The 18,127-nt window shown below is 64.0% G+C and carries 17 protein-coding genes and 1 tRNA gene; 8 read left to right on the forward strand and 10 right to left on the reverse strand.

Annotated elements, in window-relative coordinates:
• Window positions 1-21 precede the first annotated feature (21 nt).
• The 6 genes from AC3ANW_RS14605 to AC3ANW_RS14630 are packed head-to-tail and all read left to right on the forward strand — an operon-like array spanning window position 22 to window position 6,095.
• Complete coding sequence (locus AC3ANW_RS14605; RefSeq protein WP_488341570.1) at window positions 22-999, forward strand: ABC transporter permease; 978 nt, start codon at window positions 22-24, stop codon at window positions 997-999.
• Window positions 996-1,934 carry an ABC transporter permease gene (locus AC3ANW_RS14610; RefSeq protein ID WP_488341571.1) on the forward strand — a complete coding sequence of 313 codons (939 nt, stop codon included), beginning with the start codon at window positions 996-998 and terminating at the stop codon, window positions 1,932-1,934. The genes AC3ANW_RS14605 and AC3ANW_RS14610 overlap by 4 nt, the downstream gene beginning before the upstream one ends.
• Window positions 1,935-1,936: 2 nt before the next feature.
• On the forward strand, window positions 1,937-2,938 hold the full coding sequence (locus AC3ANW_RS14615) for an ABC transporter ATP-binding protein (protein ID WP_488341572.1): 1,002 nt from the start codon (window positions 1,937-1,939) through the stop codon (window positions 2,936-2,938).
• A 7-nt stretch (window positions 2,939-2,945) separates the two neighbouring features.
• Complete coding sequence (locus tag AC3ANW_RS14620) at window positions 2,946-3,995, forward strand: ABC transporter ATP-binding protein (protein ID WP_488341573.1); 1,050 nt, start codon at window positions 2,946-2,948, stop codon at window positions 3,993-3,995.
• A gap of 10 nt (window positions 3,996-4,005) precedes the next feature.
• Complete coding sequence (locus AC3ANW_RS14625) at window positions 4,006-4,893, forward strand: N-formylglutamate amidohydrolase (RefSeq protein WP_488341574.1); 888 nt, start codon at window positions 4,006-4,008, stop codon at window positions 4,891-4,893.
• Window positions 4,890-6,095, forward strand: a complete 1,206-nt coding sequence (locus tag AC3ANW_RS14630; protein WP_488341575.1) for a M20 aminoacylase family protein — start codon at window positions 4,890-4,892, stop codon at window positions 6,093-6,095. Before AC3ANW_RS14625 ends, AC3ANW_RS14630 begins: the two co-directional genes overlap by 4 nt.
• Before the next feature lie 313 nt (window positions 6,096-6,408).
• Here AC3ANW_RS14630 and AC3ANW_RS14635 read toward each other — a convergent pair.
• From AC3ANW_RS14635 to uvrB, 10 genes are all read right to left on the reverse strand, one after another.
• Window positions 6,409-6,483 (reverse strand) — tRNA-Val (locus AC3ANW_RS14635).
• 38 nt (window positions 6,484-6,521) lie between these two features.
• Window positions 6,522-7,241 carry a DNA polymerase III subunit epsilon gene (gene dnaQ / locus AC3ANW_RS14640; RefSeq protein WP_488341576.1) on the reverse strand — a complete coding sequence of 240 codons (720 nt, stop codon included), beginning with the start codon at window positions 7,239-7,241 and terminating at the stop codon, window positions 6,522-6,524.
• Between the two features lie 10 nt (window positions 7,242-7,251).
• Window positions 7,252-7,590, reverse strand: coding sequence for an ISC system 2Fe-2S type ferredoxin (gene fdx, locus AC3ANW_RS14645; protein ID WP_488341577.1), 339 nt, complete (start codon window positions 7,588-7,590; stop codon window positions 7,252-7,254).
• Between the two features lie 30 nt (window positions 7,591-7,620).
• Complete coding sequence (gene hscA, locus AC3ANW_RS14650) at window positions 7,621-9,501, reverse strand: Fe-S protein assembly chaperone HscA (protein ID WP_488341578.1); 1,881 nt, start codon at window positions 9,499-9,501, stop codon at window positions 7,621-7,623.
• A gap of 78 nt (window positions 9,502-9,579) precedes the next feature.
• Entirely contained in the window at window positions 9,580-10,098 is a 519-nt protein-coding gene (gene hscB / locus AC3ANW_RS14655; RefSeq protein ID WP_488341579.1) for a Fe-S protein assembly co-chaperone HscB, read from the reverse strand.
• Window positions 10,099-10,172: 74 nt separating this feature from the next.
• Entirely contained in the window at window positions 10,173-10,496 is a 324-nt protein-coding gene (gene iscA, locus AC3ANW_RS14660; protein WP_488341580.1) for an iron-sulfur cluster assembly protein IscA, read from the reverse strand.
• Between the two features lies 1 nt (window position 10,497).
• Window positions 10,498-10,926 (reverse strand): Fe-S cluster assembly scaffold IscU, encoded by a 429-nt coding sequence (iscU, locus tag AC3ANW_RS14665; RefSeq protein ID WP_488341581.1) that lies wholly within the window; start codon window positions 10,924-10,926, stop codon window positions 10,498-10,500.
• A gap of 39 nt (window positions 10,927-10,965) precedes the next feature.
• Window positions 10,966-12,186, reverse strand: a complete 1,221-nt coding sequence (locus AC3ANW_RS14670) for an IscS subfamily cysteine desulfurase (protein ID WP_488341582.1) — start codon at window positions 12,184-12,186, stop codon at window positions 10,966-10,968.
• 92 nt (window positions 12,187-12,278) lie between these two features.
• Window positions 12,279-12,815, reverse strand: coding sequence for a Fe-S cluster assembly transcriptional regulator IscR (gene iscR, locus AC3ANW_RS14675; protein WP_488345433.1), 537 nt, complete (start codon window positions 12,813-12,815; stop codon window positions 12,279-12,281).
• A gap of 204 nt (window positions 12,816-13,019) precedes the next feature.
• Window positions 13,020-15,167, reverse strand: a complete 2,148-nt coding sequence (uvrB, locus tag AC3ANW_RS14680) for an excinuclease ABC subunit UvrB (RefSeq protein ID WP_488341583.1) — start codon at window positions 15,165-15,167, stop codon at window positions 13,020-13,022.
• A gap of 123 nt (window positions 15,168-15,290) precedes the next feature.
• Between uvrB and AC3ANW_RS14685 the strand changes: the two genes are divergently transcribed.
• Both AC3ANW_RS14685 and AC3ANW_RS14690 read left to right on the forward strand, forming a co-directional pair.
• Window positions 15,291-16,487 carry an amino acid aminotransferase gene (locus tag AC3ANW_RS14685; RefSeq protein ID WP_488341584.1) on the forward strand — a complete coding sequence of 399 codons (1,197 nt, stop codon included), beginning with the start codon at window positions 15,291-15,293 and terminating at the stop codon, window positions 16,485-16,487.
• A gap of 99 nt (window positions 16,488-16,586) precedes the next feature.
• Window positions 16,587-18,122: a polyhydroxyalkanoate depolymerase gene (locus tag AC3ANW_RS14690; RefSeq protein ID WP_488341585.1), complete on the forward strand. Its 1,536-nt coding sequence runs from the start codon at window positions 16,587-16,589 to the stop codon at window positions 18,120-18,122.
• The last annotated feature ends 5 nt before the right edge of the window (window positions 18,123-18,127 follow it).

Here is an 18,127-nt window from a genome sequence, read left to right on the forward strand (position 1 = left end):
GACCGTAGACCGTCCTTCCCGATGCTGGCATTCATCATCCGCCGCCTGCTGCAGGCGCTGCTCGTCATGGTCGTGATGTCGGGCCTGATCTTCGTCGGTCTCTACGTCGTCGGCGACCCGGTGTCGATGATGGCGAGCGCCGAGGCGAGCGACCTCGAACGCGACCAGATCCGCACTTCCTTCGGACTCGACAAGCCGCTGTGGCTGCAATACGCGATCTTCATGGGCCATGCGTTGCAGCTCGACTTCGGCAAGAGTTTCCTCACCGGCCAGTCCGCCATGGGACTGATCCTGGAACGCGCACCGGCCACGCTCGAACTGGCCGTGGTGGCCATGGGGCTGGCGATGCTGGTCGGAGTGCCGCTGGGCATCTGGGCCGGCCTGCGGCCGCAGGCGTTCAGCACCCGCACCATCATGACCGGCTCAGTGCTGGGTTTCTCGCTGCCCAACTTCTGGGTCGGGCTGATGCTGATCATGGTGTTCGCGGTGCAGCTGGGCTGGCTGCCGGCCAGCGGCCGCGGCACTACCGTGCATGTCGGCCCGGTCGACTTGAGCGTGCTGACGCTCGAAGGCTGGAAACGGCTGCTGCTGCCCGCCCTGACGGTGGCGCTGGCCAAGGGCGCGCTCATCATCCGCGTGACCCGCGCCGCCACCCGCGAGGCGCTGCCGATGGACTACATCAAGTTCGCCCGCGCCAAGGGCCTGGGCTGGAGCCGCATCCTGCGGGTCCACCTGCTGAAGAACATCATGATCCCCATCATCACCGTGGGCGGGCTGGAGTTCGGCCAGGTGGTCGCCTTCGCGGTGGTCACCGAAACCATCTTTGCCTGGCCCGGCATGGGCAAGCTGCTTTTGGATTCCATCATCACGCTCGACCGCCCGGTGGTCGTGGCCTACCTGATCTTGATCGTGTCCTTCCTGGTGATGCTGAACCTGGCGACGGACATCCTCTATTCGGTGCTCGACCCGCGGGTCCGCCTCCAAGGAGCCAAAGCATGAACGACACCACCCTGATTGCGGGCGTGCCGGTCGCCGTCGCGACTGCGGCGCTGCCCGCGCCGGAGACACCCTGGCAACGCCTGCGCCGCGAGTTCGTCGCCAGCAAGCTCGCCATGTTCGGCCTGGTGCTGCTCGGCCTGGCGGTGTTCTGCGCAGTGTTCGCGCCGTGGATCTCGCCGCAGAACCCTTACGACATCGGCAAGCTCGACATCTTCGACAGCAAGCTGCCCCCCTTCAGCAAGGACGCGGCCGGAGGCATGACCTACCTGCTGGGCACCGACGGCCAGGCACGCGACCTGCTGTCGGCCATCTTCTACGGCCTGCGCACCAGCCTGCTGGTGGGCGGCGTCTCGGTGGCGGGGGCGCTGGCCATCGGCAGCGCGATCGGCCTGGCCGCGGCCTATTTCGGCGGCTGGATCGATGCCCTGCTGATGCGCATCGTCGACATCCAGCTGTCCTTCCCGGCGATCCTGGTGGCGCTGATCCTGCTGGCCATCCTGGGCAAGGGGGTCGACAAGGTGATCATCGCGCTGGTCATCGTGCAGTGGGCCTACTTCGCGCGGGCGGCCCGCGGGGCGGCGCTGGTGGAACGCGGCAAGGAATACGTCGAGGCCGCACAGTGCATGTCGCTGGGCTGGCCGCGGGTGCTTCTGCGCCACATGCTGCCCAACTGTCTGCCACCGCTGATCGTCATCGCCACCATCGACCTGGCGCATGCCATCGCGTTGGAGTCGACGCTTTCATTCCTCGGCGTCGGCGTGCCGGTGACCGAGCCCTCGTTGGGCATGCTGATCGCCAACGGCTTCGAATTCCTGCTGTCAGGCAACTACTGGATCTCGTTCTTCCCGGGCATCGCGCTGGCCCTGTCCATCGTCGGCATCAACCTGGTGGGCGACCATCTGCGCGATGTGCTCAACCCGCACAACGCGCACTGAAGATGACCATCGAAACCACGGTCGGAACCGGCCAGCCGGTGCTTGAGGTCCAGGGCCTCAAGACCCATTTCTTCACCCATGGCGGCGTGGTCAGGGCGGTCGACGGCGTCGACCTGCAGGTGCATGCGGGCGAGATCCTGGGCCTGGTGGGCGAATCGGGTTCGGGCAAGAGCATCACCGGCTTCTCGGTCATCGGCCTGATCGATCCGCCCGGGCGCATTGCCGCCGGCAACATCCGATTTCGCGGCGAGGAACTGGTGGGCGCGTCCGAGAAACGCCTGCAGGCGCTGCGCGGCAAGGACATCGCGATGATCTTCCAAGACCCGATGATGACGCTCAACCCGGTGCTGCGGGTCGATACGCAGATGGTCGAAGCCATCCACGCCCACGAAAAGGTCAGCGCCGCCGCCGCCCTGGCACGGGCTCGCGACGCCCTTGCGATGGTGGGCATCCCGTCGCCGGAAGAACGGCTCAAGGCCTATCCGCACCAGCTGTCGGGCGGCATGCGCCAACGGGTGGCGATCGCCATCGCGCTGCTGAACCGGCCGGCGCTCATCATTGCCGATGAGCCGACCACCGCACTCGACGTCACCATCCAGGCCCAGATCCTCTACGAGGTGCAGAAGCTGTGCCGCGAAACCGGCACCGCCATGATCTGGATCACCCACGACCTGGCCGTGGTTTCGGGCCTGGCCGACCGCATCGCGGTAATGTATGCCGGGCGCATCGTCGAGAGCGGTTCGACCGCGGCGGTGATCCGGCAGCCTTCGCATCCCTACACCCGCGGGCTGATCGACTCGATCCCCACCCGTGCCACCCATGGCACGCTGCTGCAGCAGATCCAGGGCATGACCCCTTCGCTGCTGCACCTGCCACAGGGCTGTGCCTTCCGGCCGCGCTGCGGCCGCGCCGACGAGATCTGCCTCGGCGTGCCGCAGCCCGAGCCCGCCGCTGCCGGCAAGACGGTGCGCTGCTGGCACCAGCTCAGCACCGAACCGGCCTGAACCAAGCATGGACACCCTTCTTCTCGAGCCCACCGTGGCACCGCCCGCCGACGTGCACCCGCAGCCGCTTCTGCAACTGCGCGGCATCAGCAAACGTTTCGAACAGAACATCGACCTGGCCGGCCGCATCGCCAATCTGCTGGGCGGCCAGAACCGAGCTTCGGTGGTGCATGCGGTGGCCGATGTCGATCTCGAAATCCGGCCCGGCGAGGTGATTGGAGTGGTCGGCGAATCCGGCTGCGGCAAGTCGACCCTGGGCCGCGTGATCGCCGGCATCAACCCACCGACCGAGGGCACGGTGAGTTACCTCGGCAAAGCCGTCGGCGCGATGAATGCGGAGGAGCGCCGTGCCTGGGGCCTGGGCGTGCAGATGATCTTCCAGAACCCCATGGCCTCGCTCAACCCGCGCATGCGGGTGATGGACATCGTGGGCGAGGCGCCGGTAGTGCACGGGCTGATCAAGGCATCGCAGAAGGCCGAGTACGTCGGCAGCCTGATGCGCCAGGTCGGGCTCGACCCGGAATACGCCCAGCGTTATCCGCACCAGTTCTCGGGCGGCCAGCGCCAGCGCATCGGCATCGCGCGGGCGCTGGCCCTGAAGCCCCGCCTGATCGTCTGCGACGAGGCGGTGGCCGCACTCGACGTGTCGATCCAGGCGCAGGTGCTGAACCTCTTCCTGGCGCTGCGCCGCGAGTTCGAGCTCACCTACCTGTTCATCAGCCACAACCTCGGCGTGGTGGGCCATGTATCGGACCGGGTGGTCATCATGTACCTCGGCCGCATCGTCGAGGTGGCGCCCACCGGCACCATCTTCGACCGGCCCAACCATCCCTACACCCAGGCGCTGCTGTCGGAACTGCCGACGCTGGAAACCGCCCGCCGCGCCTACCGGCCGATCCAGGGCGAACTGCCCTCCCCGCTGGCTCCGCCGCCGGGATGCGCCTTTCATCCGCGCTGCCCGCATGCGATGCCGCGCTGCAAGGTCGAAGCGCCGCTGCTGCGTTCGCTGCAGCCGGGCCACACCAGCGCGTGCCACCTCAACGACACACAGCCATGACACTCCGGGCATGACCACAACTTCAAACGCCATCCTTCCCGGCGTTCCCACGCCTTTCGCACCTTTCACCCTGCGCCTGCCCGAAACCGACGCGCTGCCGCTGGTCTGCGACTCGCCGCACAGCGGCACGATGTACCCGGCCGACTTCGGCTACGCCCTGCCCTTCTCCCTGCTGCGTGCCGGCGAGGACACCCATGTGCACCAGCTCTGGCAGGGACTGCCGGCGGTCGGAGCCACGCTGCTGGCGGCGAACTTTCCGCGTGCCTACATCGACCCGAACCGCGACCTGGGCGACATCGATCTCGACCTGCTGGCAGACGCCTGGCCCGGACCGGTATCGCCGAGCGAAAAAACCCGCCTGGGCATCGGCCTGATCTGGCGCGCCGTCGACGGCCAGCCGATCTACCGACGCAAGCTGACGGCAGCCGAGGTGCAGGCCCGCATCACCAACTGTCACGCGCCCTACCATGCTGCGATGCAGGACCAGATCGAGGCAGCCTACCGACGCCACGGCGCGGTGTGGCACCTGAACCTGCATTCCATGCCGGCCAATTCCTATGAAAGCATGCAGATCGTCAGCGACCACCCGCTGGCAGACTTCGTGCTTGGCGACCGCGACGGCACCACCGCCGCGCCGGAGTTCACCGCACTGATCGCCGAGGCCCTGAAAAAACGCGGTTTCAGCGTGGCCCGGAACGATCCCTTCAAGGGCGTCGCCCTCATCGCCCGCCTCGGCCGCCCGGCCGAGCGGCGCCACAGCGTGCAGATCGAAGTGCACCGCGGCCTCTACATGAACGAAACCACGTTCGAACCCAATGGCGGCTTCGCAAGCCTGCAGACAGCGCTCGCCGATGTCTCGGCCGAAATCGCCCAATACGTCAAGGAGCAAACGACATGACAGTCATCGCCGACATAGAAGCCCGACACGCTGAATTCACCGCCCTGCGGCGCGACATCCACGCGCATCCGGAACTGGCCTTCAAGGAAACCCGCACCTCCGACCTGGTCGCCGAACGCCTGGCGTCGTGGGGCATCGAGGTGCACCGGGGGCTGGGCACGACGGGCGTGGTCGGCGTGCTGCACGGCAGCCGCGGTGCGGGCGAACGCGCCATCGGCCTGCGCGCCGACATGGATGCCCTGCCCATGCCCGAACACAACCGTTTCCTGCATGCCTCGACCCATGCGGGCCGCATGCACGGCTGCGGCCACGACGGCCATACCGCCATGCTGCTGGGTGCGGCTCACTACCTGTCGACCCACCGGGATTTCGAAGGCACGGTCAACTTCATCTTCCAGCCGGCCGAAGAAGGCGGCAACGCCGGGGCCAAGGCAATGATGGACGACGGCCTGTTCGAGCGTTTCCCGTGCGAGGAGATCTACGGCATCCACAACATGCCGGGTTTCGCAGCCGGCCATTTCGCCTTCCGCAAGGGCCCGACCATGGCGTCGAGCAACCGGTTCGACATCATCGTGCGCGGCACCGGCGGCCACGCGGCCCAGCCGCACAAGGCGGTGGACACCATCGTTATCGCCGCCGAGATGGTCGGCGCGCTGCAGACCCTCATCTCGCGCCACAAGAACCCGATCGACGTGGCCGTGGTCAGCGTCACCCAGATCCATGCCGGCGACGCCTACAACGTTCTGCCCGGCGAAGCGGTGATCAAGGGCACGGTGCGCACCTTCAGCACAGAGGTGTTGGACGACATCGAAAACAATATGCGCCGCATCGCCGAGTTCCTGCCGCAGGCCCATGGCGGCACCGGCGAACTGAAGTTCCACCGGGCCTATCCGCCGCTGGTGAACTGGGACGCGCAGACCGATTTCGCCATGAAGGTGGCGCAGGACACCTTCGGTGCCGACAAGGTCGACGGCAACACGCCCCAGCACGGCGGCGCGGAAGATTTCTCTTTCTATTTGCAGAAGGTGCCGGGCAGCTACCTGTTCCTGGGCAACGGCGGCGGAGGACATCGCGACGCGATGTACCACGGGATGGGACCGTGCGAACTGCACAACCCGAACTACGATTTCAACGACGCGCTGCTGCCGGTGGGCGGAACCTACTGGGTGAGGCTGGTCGAAGCGTTTTTCGCGCGAGGCTGATCGAGACCTGAAGCGGTAGGGCCTCGGAGATGCCGGCCTGAGCATCTGCTGGACCAGCCGATGCGTCACCTTGCGCTTCGACACGCACCTGTTCACCGTGTCGAAGATCCTCGGCCCCACGTCGATCAGCACGATACGGCGCATGCTGACTTGCAGATCGAGCCCAGCGCGGTCGCTTGAAGTCGGGCGACCTGATGCATCGGAATACGCAAAAAAAGCGGCGAAGCTGTGAAGCCTTGCCGCTTTTTGCACCGCCGATTACACCGGAGGTTTCAACCGCTTGCCGCTAACTCGCGCAAGCCATTGATTTGATTGGTGGGTGATGCAGGGTTTGAACCTGCGACCCCTGCCGTGTGAAGGCAGTGCTCTACCGCTGAGCTAATCACCCGTACCGGGATGTTTTCGCTGCATCCCGGCAGCCTCAGATTATGCCACAGGATTTTCTACTTTTCGCCAGATTGCCGATCCACCGCCTGATTTGTCGAGCTGCACCAGCACGGCCGCATGTGCGGAAAGCTCCTGTTCGGTGGCGGACAGCACCGGCAACATGAACTGGCTGAGGTCTATCCGCACAACCTCGACGGCACCCGGCTCGTCCGCGGTGGCGGTGTCGATGCCCAGCGCGTTCTGACCGCGGGTCATGTTGATGTAGACATCCGCCAGCAGCTCGGCATCCAGCAGGGCGCCATGCAGCGTACGGCCCGAATTGTCGACTTCCAAACGATCGCACAGCGCATCCAGCGAATTGCGTTTGCCCGGGAACATTTCCTTGGCCATCACCAGCGTGTCGACCACGCTGCCGACGAAATTCTTCAGCCCGGGTTTGCCGACCAGTTCGAGTTCCTTGTTGAGGAAACCGACGTCGAAGGCTGCGTTGTGGATGATGAGTTCGGCACCCTTCAGGTAAGCCAGGAACTCGTCGACCACTTCGCCAAAGCGTGGTTTGTCCTTGAGGAATTCGTTGCTGATGCCGTGCACACGCAGTGCGTCTTCGTGGCTGTCTCGGTCCGGGTTGAGATAAATGTGAAGGTTGTTGCCGGTGAGCTTGCGGTTCACCATTTCGACCGCGCCGATTTCAATCACGCGGTCGCCACCCTCGGCGGACAGGCCGGTGGTTTCGGTATCGAAGAATATCTGGCGGCTCATGTGCGGTACTTCAGTGGTTTTCCTTGGCGTGGTTCAGCGAGTACTTGGGTATCTCGATGGTCACGTCCTGCTGCGCCAGGATGGCCTGGCACGACAGGCGGGACTGCGGCTCCAGGCCCCAGGCACGGTCGAGCAGGTCGTCTTCGGTCTCGTCTGTCTCGTTGAGCGATTCGAAACCCTGGCGCACCACCACGTGGCAGGTGGTGCAGGCCGCGCTCATGTCGCAGGCATGCTCGATGTTGATGTGGTTGTCGAGCAGTGCTTCGCAAATGGAAGTGCCGGCCGGCGCCGTGACTTCGGCGCCCTGCGGGCAGTATTCGGGATGGGGCAGGATCTTGATGACGGGCATTGTCGTGGGTGTCTTTTTGTCGGGGGCGCGTCAGAAGGTCTGCACGTTGCGGCCGGCCAGCGCACGCTGGATGCCGCGGTTCATGCGCTCTGCCGCAAAGGCTTCGGTGCCGTGGGCGAGCGCCTGGGTGGCGGCTTCGACGACGGCGGGGTCTTCGGCCGACCGCGCCGCCTGCAAGGCTGCGATCAGGGCCTCCACGTCGGCGCGCTCGGCATCGGACAGCAGGTCGCCGTCGGCAGTCAGGGCGCTGCGGGTGGCCAGCACCATGCGGTCTGCATCGACCCGGGCTTCGACCAGCGCGCGTGCCTGGATGTCCTGGCCAGCGGTGGTGAAACTCTCCTGCAGCATGCGGGCGATGGTGTCGTCGCTCAGGCCGTACGACGGCTTGACGTCGATACGCGCCTCGACACCACTCGTCTGCTCGCGGGCGGCCACACTGAGCAGGCCGTCGGCATCGATGGTGAAGGTGACCCGGATGCGCGCCGCGCCTGCAGCCATCGGCGGGATGCCGCGCAACTCGAATCGCGCCAGGCTGCGGCAGTCGGCGACCAAGTCGCGTTCGCCCTGCACCACATGCAGGGCAAGCGCGGTCTGGCCGTCCTGATAAGTGGTGAAGTCCTGGCCGCGCGCAGTGGGAATGGTCTCGTTGCGCGACACGATGCGTTCGACCAGGCCACCCATGGTCTCGATGCCGAGCGACAGCGGAATGACGTCGAGCAGCAGCAGGTCATCGGCGCCGACGTTGCCGATGAGTTGGTCGGCCTGCCGCGCGGCACCGAGCGCGACGACCTGGTCGGGGTCGAGATTGGTGAGCGGTTCGCGAGCGAAATGGCGGGCCACGGCAGCCCGCACCTGCGGCATCCGGGTTGAGCCGCCGACCATTACCGTGCCCTGCACTTCTTCAGCAGAAACCTCGGCATCGCGCAGCACGCGGCGCACGGCGTCCATGGTGCGGGCGGTGAGTGCCTTGGTCGCCGCTTCGAAGTCGGCGCGGGTCAGGCTGCGTGCGATGGCGCCGCCCGTCAGGTCGACCTGGAAGACGGCGGTGTCGTCATCGGACAGGGCTTCCTTGCAAGCGCGGGCCGCGCGACGGACCGCTGCGCGATCACCGGCGCTGTCGGCGCTGCGGCCTTCCTGCGCCAGCACCCATTGGGCCAGCGCGGCGTCGTAGTCGTCGCCGCCGAGCGATGCATCGCCCCCGGTGGCGACCACTTCGAAAACACCACGGGAAAGGCGCAGCAGCGAGACGTCGAAGGTGCCGCCGCCGAGGTCGTACACCGCATAAAGACCTTCGCTGCCGTTGTCCAGGCCGTAGGCGATGGCGGCGGCGGTGGGCTCGTTGATCAGGCGCAACACCTCCAGACCAGCCAGGCGCGCAGCGTCCTTGGTGGCCTGGCGCTGGGCATCGTCGAAATAGGCGGGAACGGTGATGACGGCGCCATCGATGTCCGCGTCGAAACTGTCTTCGGCGCGTTGGCGCAGCGTGGCGAGGATCTCGGCACTGGTCTCGACCGGCGACTTGATGCCGGCCACGGTGACGATGCCGACCATGCCGCCGCTCACGGCCTCACCGGCCTCGGCGCTGCTCACGAGGCGGTAAGGCAGACGGTCGGCATTGACCACGTCACGCAAATCGCGGCCCATCAGTCGCTTGACCGAAGCGATGGTGTTTTCAGGATCGGCGACCGCGGCAGCCTGTGCTGCGGCGCCGATCTGGCGACCGGTTTCCGACAGGTAACGCACGACCGACGGCAGCAGCACCTGGCCGTCGGCGTCGGGCAGGCATTCTGCAACACCGCTGCGCACCGCAGCCACCAGGGAGTGGGTGGTGCCAAGGTCGATGCCGACCGCGATGCGCCGCTGGTGCGGATCTGGCGATTGGTCGGGTTCGGAAATCTGGAGAAGCGCCATGCGGGAGATAAGTCTCGATTCTGGGAAGCCGCCGAAGCGACAGGCCGACCCTTGTTCGGGCCGGCAGGAGGAAGGTCGCTATTGTCCCGTCAACGCCCGCCGCGCATCGACATCCTCGGCAAAGCGCGCAAGAAACATAAGGGCACGGACTTGCGCCGCGGCCGCAAGATAGTCCTGCTTTTGATCGATCATCACGCCGCAATCGGCAATGGCCGACTTGCGCGCGGCTTCGACCTCGGCCTGCAGTGCGTCGATGCAGGCAGTGTCGCTCGCCTCGTCGAGGGCTTCGCGCCACTCCATCTGTTGCATCAGGAACGCGGCGGGCATGGCGGTATTGGTTTCAGCCGAAATCGGCGCGTCGTGCAGTTCACACAAGTACGCAGCGCGTTTGAGCGGGTTGCGCAGCCGGCGATAGGCTTCGTTGATGCGCACCGACCATTGCATGGCCAGACGCTGCGCCGCCGCGCCCTGCGCGGCGAAACGGTCGGGATGGGCGTTGCGTTGCAGCTCCTTCCAGCGCTCGTCCAGCAATGCCAGGTCTTGCTGGAAAGTTGGCGGTACACCGAACAGGACGAAATCGTCGGACTGGATTTCCATTTTGGGCAGAAAAAAGCCGCCCCATTCGATGCGGGCGGCCGGTGCAGCCCGAAGGCTAGCAGGGGCTCTGTGAGTCAGATGCGGAAACTCTCGCCGCAACCGCAGCGATCGCGCTCGTTCGGGTTGAGAAACTTGAAACCTTCGTTCAAGCCCTCGCGCACGAAATCGAGCTGGGTACCGTCGATATAGGCGAGGCTCTTCGGATCGATCATCACCTTGACGCCGTGGTCCTCGAAGGCGACATCGCCCTCGACGGGTTCGTCCACGTATTCGAGCTTGTAGGCCAGGCCCGAACAGCCGGTGGTCTTGACACCGAGGCGCACACCGATACCGCGACCACGTTTGGTGAGGTATCGGTTGACGTGCCTCGCAGCGGCTTCGGTCAGGGTGACGGCCATGTCAGGCAGCCAGCACCGCTTCGGAGGCGGTGGATGTAGCGGAAGCTTCCGCATGTTTCTTGCGGTAGTCGTCCACTGCTGCCTTGATGGCGTCTTCGGCCAGGATAGAGCAGTGGATCTTGACCGGTGGCAGCGCCAATTCTTCCGCAATGACGCTGTTCTTCAAAGCCGCAGCTTCGTCCAGGGTCTTGCCCTTCACCCATTCGGTGACCAGCGAAGAGGAAGCGATAGCCGAACCACAGCCGTAAGTCTTGAAACGCGCGTCTTCGATGACGCCGGTTTCGGCGTTGACCTTGATCTGCAGTTTCATCACATCGCCGCAAGCCGGTGCGCCGACCATGCCGGTGCCCACGCTGTCGTCGCCCTTGGCGAACGAACCGACGTTGCGAGGATTTTCGTAGTGGTCAATGACCTTTTCGGAATAAGCCATGGTGGGGTCCTGTCTTTTGAATGATGGAGGGCGAGGCGCTCAGTGCGCGGCCCACTGGATGGTGCTGATGTCGATGCCGTCCTGGAACATTTCCCAGAGAGGCGACAACTCGCGCAACTTCGCCACGTTGTGGCGGATGGTGGAGATGGCGTAGTCGATCTCTTCTTCGGTCGTGAAACGGCCGATGGTCATGCGCAGGCTGCTGTGCGCCAGTTCGTCGCTGCGGCCGAGGGCACGCAGGACATAGCTGGGTTCCAGGCTGGCCGAAGTGCAGGCCGAGCCCGACGACACGGCGAGGCCCTTGATGCCCATGATGAGTGATTCACCTTCCACGAAGTTGAAGCTCATGTTCAGGTTCTGCGGCACACGGTGTTCCATGCTGCCGTTGATGAAGACCTGCTCGACATCCTTCAGGCCGTCCAGCAGACGCTGTTGCAATTCGCGGGCCTTGGCGTTCACCTCGCCCATTTCGAGCTTGATGATGCGGAAAGCTTCGCCCATGCCAACGATCTGGTGGGTGGGCAAAGTGCCCGAACGCATGCCGCGCTCATGGCCGCCACCGTGAATCTGCGCTTCGAGGCGCACGCGGGGCTTGCGCCGCACATACAAGGCGCCTACGCCCTTGGGACCGTAGGTCTTGTGTGCGGTCATGCTCATCAGGTCGACAGGCAGGGTCTTCATGTCGATGTCGACACGCCCGGTAGCCTGGGCGGCATCGACATGGAACAGGATGCCTTTTTCGCGGCACAGCGCACCGATGGCCGGGATGTCCTGGATGACACCGATCTCGTTGTTCACGAACAGCACGCTGATCAGGATGGTGTCCGAGCGGATGGCCGCCTTCAGGGAGTCCATGTCGACCAGGCCATCTTCCTTGACGTCCAGATAGGTGGCGTCGAAGCCCTGGCGCTCCAGTTCACGAACCGTGTCGAGCACGGCCTTATGTTCGGTCTTGAGCGTGATGAGGTGCTTGCCCTTGCCCTTGTAGAACTGCGCGGCGCCCTTCAGGGCCAGGTTGATCGACTCGGTCGCACCGCTGGTCCAGACGATTTCGCGGGGGTCGGCACCGATCAGGTCAGCCACCTGCCCACGGGCTTTTTCGATGGCTTCCTCAGCCTCCCAGCCCCAGGCGTGGCTGCGCGAGGCAGCATTGCCGAAGTGTTCGCGCAGCCACGGAATCATGGCGTCAACGACACGGGGATCACACGGCGTGGTGGCGCCGTAATCGAGATAGATCGGAAAATGCGGAGTGAGGTCCATGGCAGAACGGGCGATTGCTGGCTTTTAAGGCTGGCGATGAAGCGGAATGGCGGGACGGGACAGTGCTTGTGGCACCGCCCGACCAAACGGACTCAGGACTTGGCGAAGGCGTTGCCGAGCGCGAACACCGAATTGGGTGCATTCACGCGTATGGGCTTGACCACCGGTGTGCTCGAAATGGCACGGCGAACGGCCGGCTTGTCTTCGATCTGCACGCCCTTTGCGATCTGCTCGTCGACAAGCTTCTGCAGGGTGACCGAATCGAGGAATTCGACCATGCGCTGATTGAGCGAAGCCCACAGCTCATGTGTCATGCAGCGACCGGCGTCGCCCAGGCAGTTTTCCTTGCCGCCACACTGGGTCGCATCAATCGGTTCGTCAACCGACACGATGATGTCGGCAACGGTGATGTCGGCAGCCTTGCGGCCGAGCGTGTACCCGCCGCCGGGGCCACGGGTCGATTCGACCAGTTCGTGGCGACGCAGCTTGCCGAACAGCTGTTCAAGATACGACAGCGAAATTTGTTGCCGCTGGCTGATGGCCGCCAGGGTAACGGGGCCGTTGTTCTGGCGAAGCGCCAGATCGATCATCGCGGTGACCGCAAAACGGCCTTTGGTAGTGAGACGCATGGCAAGCTCCTTGGCTGTTGCACTAGTTTGAACACCCGCCGGGCTGGACCCGGAGGGCACCGTCTCCACCCATTCCCTGTCGCTTATCGCAAATCAACCGGTGCTTGAAATCGGTGTTTTGTACGATGGACAAGGCCCTGCATCGTCGGGAATCTCTTTTGTTTTCTTTGTTGAGTATTTGCCTCAACTATAACACAAGACCCGCTACTTTGGTCGGGATTGGGCCGAACCACCTGTAGGAAAGGGCACCACATTGTCGTGGCCCGGTGCACCAAAAGCGCGCGCCTTGAGTTGCCCCAATTGGTCACGCAACCGCGCAGCTTTCTCGAATTCGAGGTTCCGAGCGTGTTCGAGCATCTGCTTTTCCAGTCGCTTGATTTCGCGCGCCAGATCTTTTTCGGAGAGGTCTTCCAGCAGTTCCCCCGCCCTGGTGCCTATGTCGGCCGAAACGGCATCCCGGCCCGATTTTTCTCCGTACACACCATCGATCAGTTCACGCACCTGCTTGACCACGCTGCGGGGAACGATGCCGTGCGCTTCGTTGTGGGCGATCTGCTTGATGCGGCGGCGCTCGGTCTCATCGATGGCCTTGCGCATCGAATCGGTCACCCGATCGCCGTAAAGAATGGCCCGGCCGTTGAGGTTTCGGGCGGCGCGGCCGATCGTCTGGATCAGGCTGCGTTCCGCGCGCAGGAAACCTTCCTTGTCGGCGTCGAGGATCGCAACGAGGCTGACCTCGGGAATGTCCAGACCTTCGCGCAGCAGGTTGATCCCGACCAGCACATCGAAGGTGCCCAGGCGCAAGTCGCGCAGGATTTCTACGCGTTCAACCGTATCAATGTCGCTGTGCAGGTAACGCACCTTGACACCGTTGTCGCTCAGGTAATCGGTTAGCTGCTCGGCCATGCGTTTGGTCAGCGTGGTGATGAGCACACGTTCGTTCTTCTCGACCCGGATGCGGATTTCCTGCAGCACATCATCGACCTGGTGCGTGGCGGGCCGCACCTCGACCTGCGGGTCGACCAGCCCGGTGGGACGCACCACCTGCTCGACCACCTGACCGGAATTTTCCTTCTCGTAATTGGCCGGCGTAGCCGAAACGAAGATCGCCTGGCGCATGCGGCCTTCGAATTCCTCAAACTTGAGCGGCCGGTTGTCCAGTGCCGAAGGCAGGCGGAAACCATATTCGACCAGCGTCGTCTTGCGGGCCCTGTCGCCGTTGTACATGCCGCCCAACTGGCCGATCATCACGTGGCTCTCGTCCAGGAACATCAGCGCGTCCTTGGGCAGGTAATCGGTCAACGTGGCCGGCGGCGCGCCGGGTGGCGACGCCGAGAGATGGCGCGAATAGTTTTCGATGCCTTTGCAATGGCCGATCTCGGCCAGCATCTCAAGGTCGAAGCGCGTCCGTTGTTCCAGCCGCTGGGCTTCGACCAACTTGCCTTCCGATACAAAAAACTTCAGGCGCTCGCGCAGTTCCTCCTTGATGGCCTCGACGGCGGTCAGGACCTTGTCGCGCGGCGTCACATAGTGGCTGGCCGGATAGATCACAAAACGCGGCACCTTCTGTATCACCCGGCCGGTCAGCGGATCGAACAGCTGAAGCGACTCGACCTCGTCGTCGAAGAGTTCGATGCGCACCGCGAGTTCGGAATGCTCCGCCGGAAAGACATCGATGGTGTCGCCGCGCACGCGGAAGGTGCCGCGTGCGAAATCCTGTTCGTTGCGGGTGTACTGCATGCGGATCAGCTGCGCGATGGCCTCGCGCTGGCTCTGCTTTCCACCGGTCCGCAGGATGAAACGCATCTGCGTGTAGTCCTCCGGCGCGCCGATGCCGTAGATGGCGCTCACGGTAGCGACGATGATCACATCGCGCCGCTCCAGCACGCTCTTGGTGGCCGACAGTCGCATCTGCTCGATGTGTTCGTTGATCGCACTGTCCTTCTCGATGAACAGGTCGCGCTGCGGTACATAGGCCTCGGGCTGGTAGTAGTCGTAATAGCTGACAAAATATTCGACCGCATTCTTGGGAAAGAACTCGCGGAATTCGGCATACAGCTGCGCCGCCAGCGTCTTGTTCGGAGCGAACACGATGGCCGGACGCCCGGTGCGGGCGATCACATTCGCCATGGTGAAGGTCTTGCCCGAACCGGTTACGCCCAGCAGGGTCTGAAAAACCTCCCCGTCCGCAACACCTTCCACCAGTTTTTCAATGGCGGTCGGCTGGTCCCCGGCCGGCGGATAGGGCTGGTAGAGCTCGAAGGGCGAGCCTTCGTACCTGACGAAGACACCCGGCTTTTCAGTGGGGATTTCGGGTGGGGGCGAAGCGAGGTCGGTGGCGATGTCGGGCATGGTGCGATCAATGTACAGGCCGCTTGCCGGCCCCTGGTTAAAATTCCAGATGGACCCGGGCGGCGTCGATTCAAGCCAGGGCCCTCATCCAATTCCCGTTTGCATCCCTGAGGACACTCTTCCATGTCTTTGTTTACCGCCGTCGAAATGGCGCCACGCGATCCGATCCTGGGCCTGAACGACCAGTTCAATGCCGATACCAACCCCAAGAAGGTCAACCTGGGCGTCGGTGTCTATTTCGACGACAACGGCAAGCTGCCGCTGCTGGAGTGCGTGCAGAAGGCCGAACAGGCGATGATGCAGGCCCCCAAGCCCCGTGGCTACCTGCCCATCGACGGCATCGCCGCCTATGACGCCGGCGTGCAGGCGCTGGTGTTCGGCGCAGGCAGCGAACCACTGGGCTCCGGCCGTGTCGCCACGGTGCAGTGCATCGGCGGCACCGGCGGCCTGAAGGTCGGGGCCGACTTCCTGAAGCAGCTCAACCCATCGGCAAAAGTGCTGATCAGCGACCCGAGCTGGGAAAACCACCGCGCGCTGTTCAGCCGCGCCGGCTTCGAAGTCGAAAGCTACCCCTACTACGACGCCGCCGCCCGCGGTGTCGATTTCCCGGCCATGCTGGCATCGCTCGAAGCAGCGGCCGCCGGCACCATCGTCGTGCTGCACGCCTGCTGCCACAACCCGACCGGCTACGACATCACCCCGGCCCAGTGGGACCAGGTGGTCGCCGCCGTCAAGTCGCGCGATCTGGTGGCCTTCCTGGACATGGCCTACCAGGGCTTCGGCCACGGCATCGCCGAAGACGGTGCGGTCATCGCCAAGTTCGTCGACGCCGGCCTGACTTTCTTCGTCTCGACTTCCTTCTCGAAGAGCTTCAGCCTGTACGGAGAACGTGTCGGGGCATTGTCGGTGCTGTGCGCCAGCAAGGAAGAAGCCGGCCGCGTGCTGTCGCAGCTGAAGATCGCCATCCGCACCAACTATTCCAACCCGCCGACCCACGGCGGAGCGGTGGTGGCCGCCGTGCTGAACGATGCTGAACTGCGGGCCCTGTGGGAAGCAGAACTGGCCGCCATGCGTGTCCGCATCAAGGAAACCCGCCAGAAACTGGTGGACGGCCTGAAAAAAGCCGGCGTGAAGCAGGACATGTCCTTCATTGCGGAGCAGATCGGCATGTTCAGTTATTCAGGGCTGAGTAAGGAACAGATGGTTCGCCTGCGCAACGAGTTCGGCGTTTATGGCACTGACACCGGCCGGATGTGTGTGGCCGCCATCAACAGCAAGAACATCGACTACGTGTGCGAGTCCATCGCGAAGGTGCTGTAAGAACGGCAACCGGATGACAAAGCCGCCCCCGCCGGGCGGCTTTTTTCATGCCCTCGCAACTGCTATATTGCACCGCAACATAACCCCTCGGGCCACCCCATGCTTTACCAGATCTACGAAGCGCAACGCGCGCTGATGGAGCCGTTTGCAGATTTTGCAAACGCGGCGTCGAAGATGTTCAGCAACAAGGAGACGCCCCTGGGGCAGTTGCCGGTGGCCCAGCGGCTCTCGGCCGCGTACGACCTGATGTACCGGCTGGGCAAGGACTACGAAAAACCGGTGTTCGGCATCCAGACCGTCACCGTGGACAAGACCGAAGTGGTGATCCACGAAGCCATCGAACTGGACAAGCCCTTATGTGAACTGCGTCGTTTCAAGCGATTCACCGACGACTCCGACGTTCTGGCAAAACTGAAGGCACAGCCGGCCGTGCTGATCGTGGCGCCGCTGTCGGGCCACTACGCCACGCTGCTTCGTGACACGGTCAAGACCATGCTGAAGGATCACAAGGTCTACATCACCGACTGGAAGAACGCGCGCACCGTGCCGTTGAGCGAGGGTGAATTCCACCTCGACGACTATGTGAACTACGTGCAGGAATTCATCCGCCATCTGCAAGGCATCTACGGCAACTGCCATGTGATCAGCGTGTGCCAGCCGACCGTGCCGGTCCTGGCCGCGGTGTCGCTGATGGCGTCGCGCGGGCAGAAGACGCCTTATTCCATGACCATGATGGGCGGGCCCATCGACGCTCGCAAATCACCCACCGCGGTCAACAACCTGGCGATGAACAAGAGCTACGAATGGTTCGAGAACAACGTCATCTACCGCGTGCCGCCTGGCTTCCCCGGTGAAGGCCGCATGGTGTACCCCGGTTTCATGCAGCACACCGGTTTCGTGGCGATGAACCCCGACCGCCACCTCAGCAGCCACTACGACTATTTCAAGAACCTGATGAAGGGCGACGACACCAGTGCCGAAGCGCATCGCAAGTTCTACGACGAATACAACGCGGTGCTGGACATGGACGCGCAGTACTACCTCGAAACCATCCGGGTGGTGTTCCAGGAGTTCTGCCTGGTCAACGGAACCTGGGACGTCCGCAACCTGAAGGGTGTGCCGGAACGGGTCAAGCCGCAGGACATCAGTACGACGGCACTGCTGACGGTGGAGGGCGAGCTCGACGACATTTCCGGCTCGGGCCAGACCGAAGCAGCACACGATCTCTGCACCGGCATTCCAGCCAAGCTGCAGAAACACATCGAGGTGAAGGGTGCCGGCCATTACGGCATCTTCAGCGGCCGCCGCTGGCGCGATGCCACCTACCCGGCAGTCCGCGACTTCATCCTGGCGAATGAACCCAAGCCGGATGCCGTCAAGGTCCAGAAAACCGAAAGCCATGCGTTGCCGGTTGTCGCCAGTGCCGCCCCAGCCGAAGTTGTCACACCGGTCGACGATGTCGCGCCGGCGAAGACGAGCCCCGTCAGGCTCGCTTCGGTCAAGACGGCAGCTGCAAAGGCAGCACCGCTGAAGGCCGTACCGGCATCGAAGGCGCCGGCGAGCAAGACCGCAGCCGCCAAGACGCCCCGTGCAACCAAGACCGTGGCGGCCAAGAAACCACCCGCCGCCGCCTGAACCTG

This window comes from Xylophilus sp. PBN-3R, from assembly GCF_057747805.1.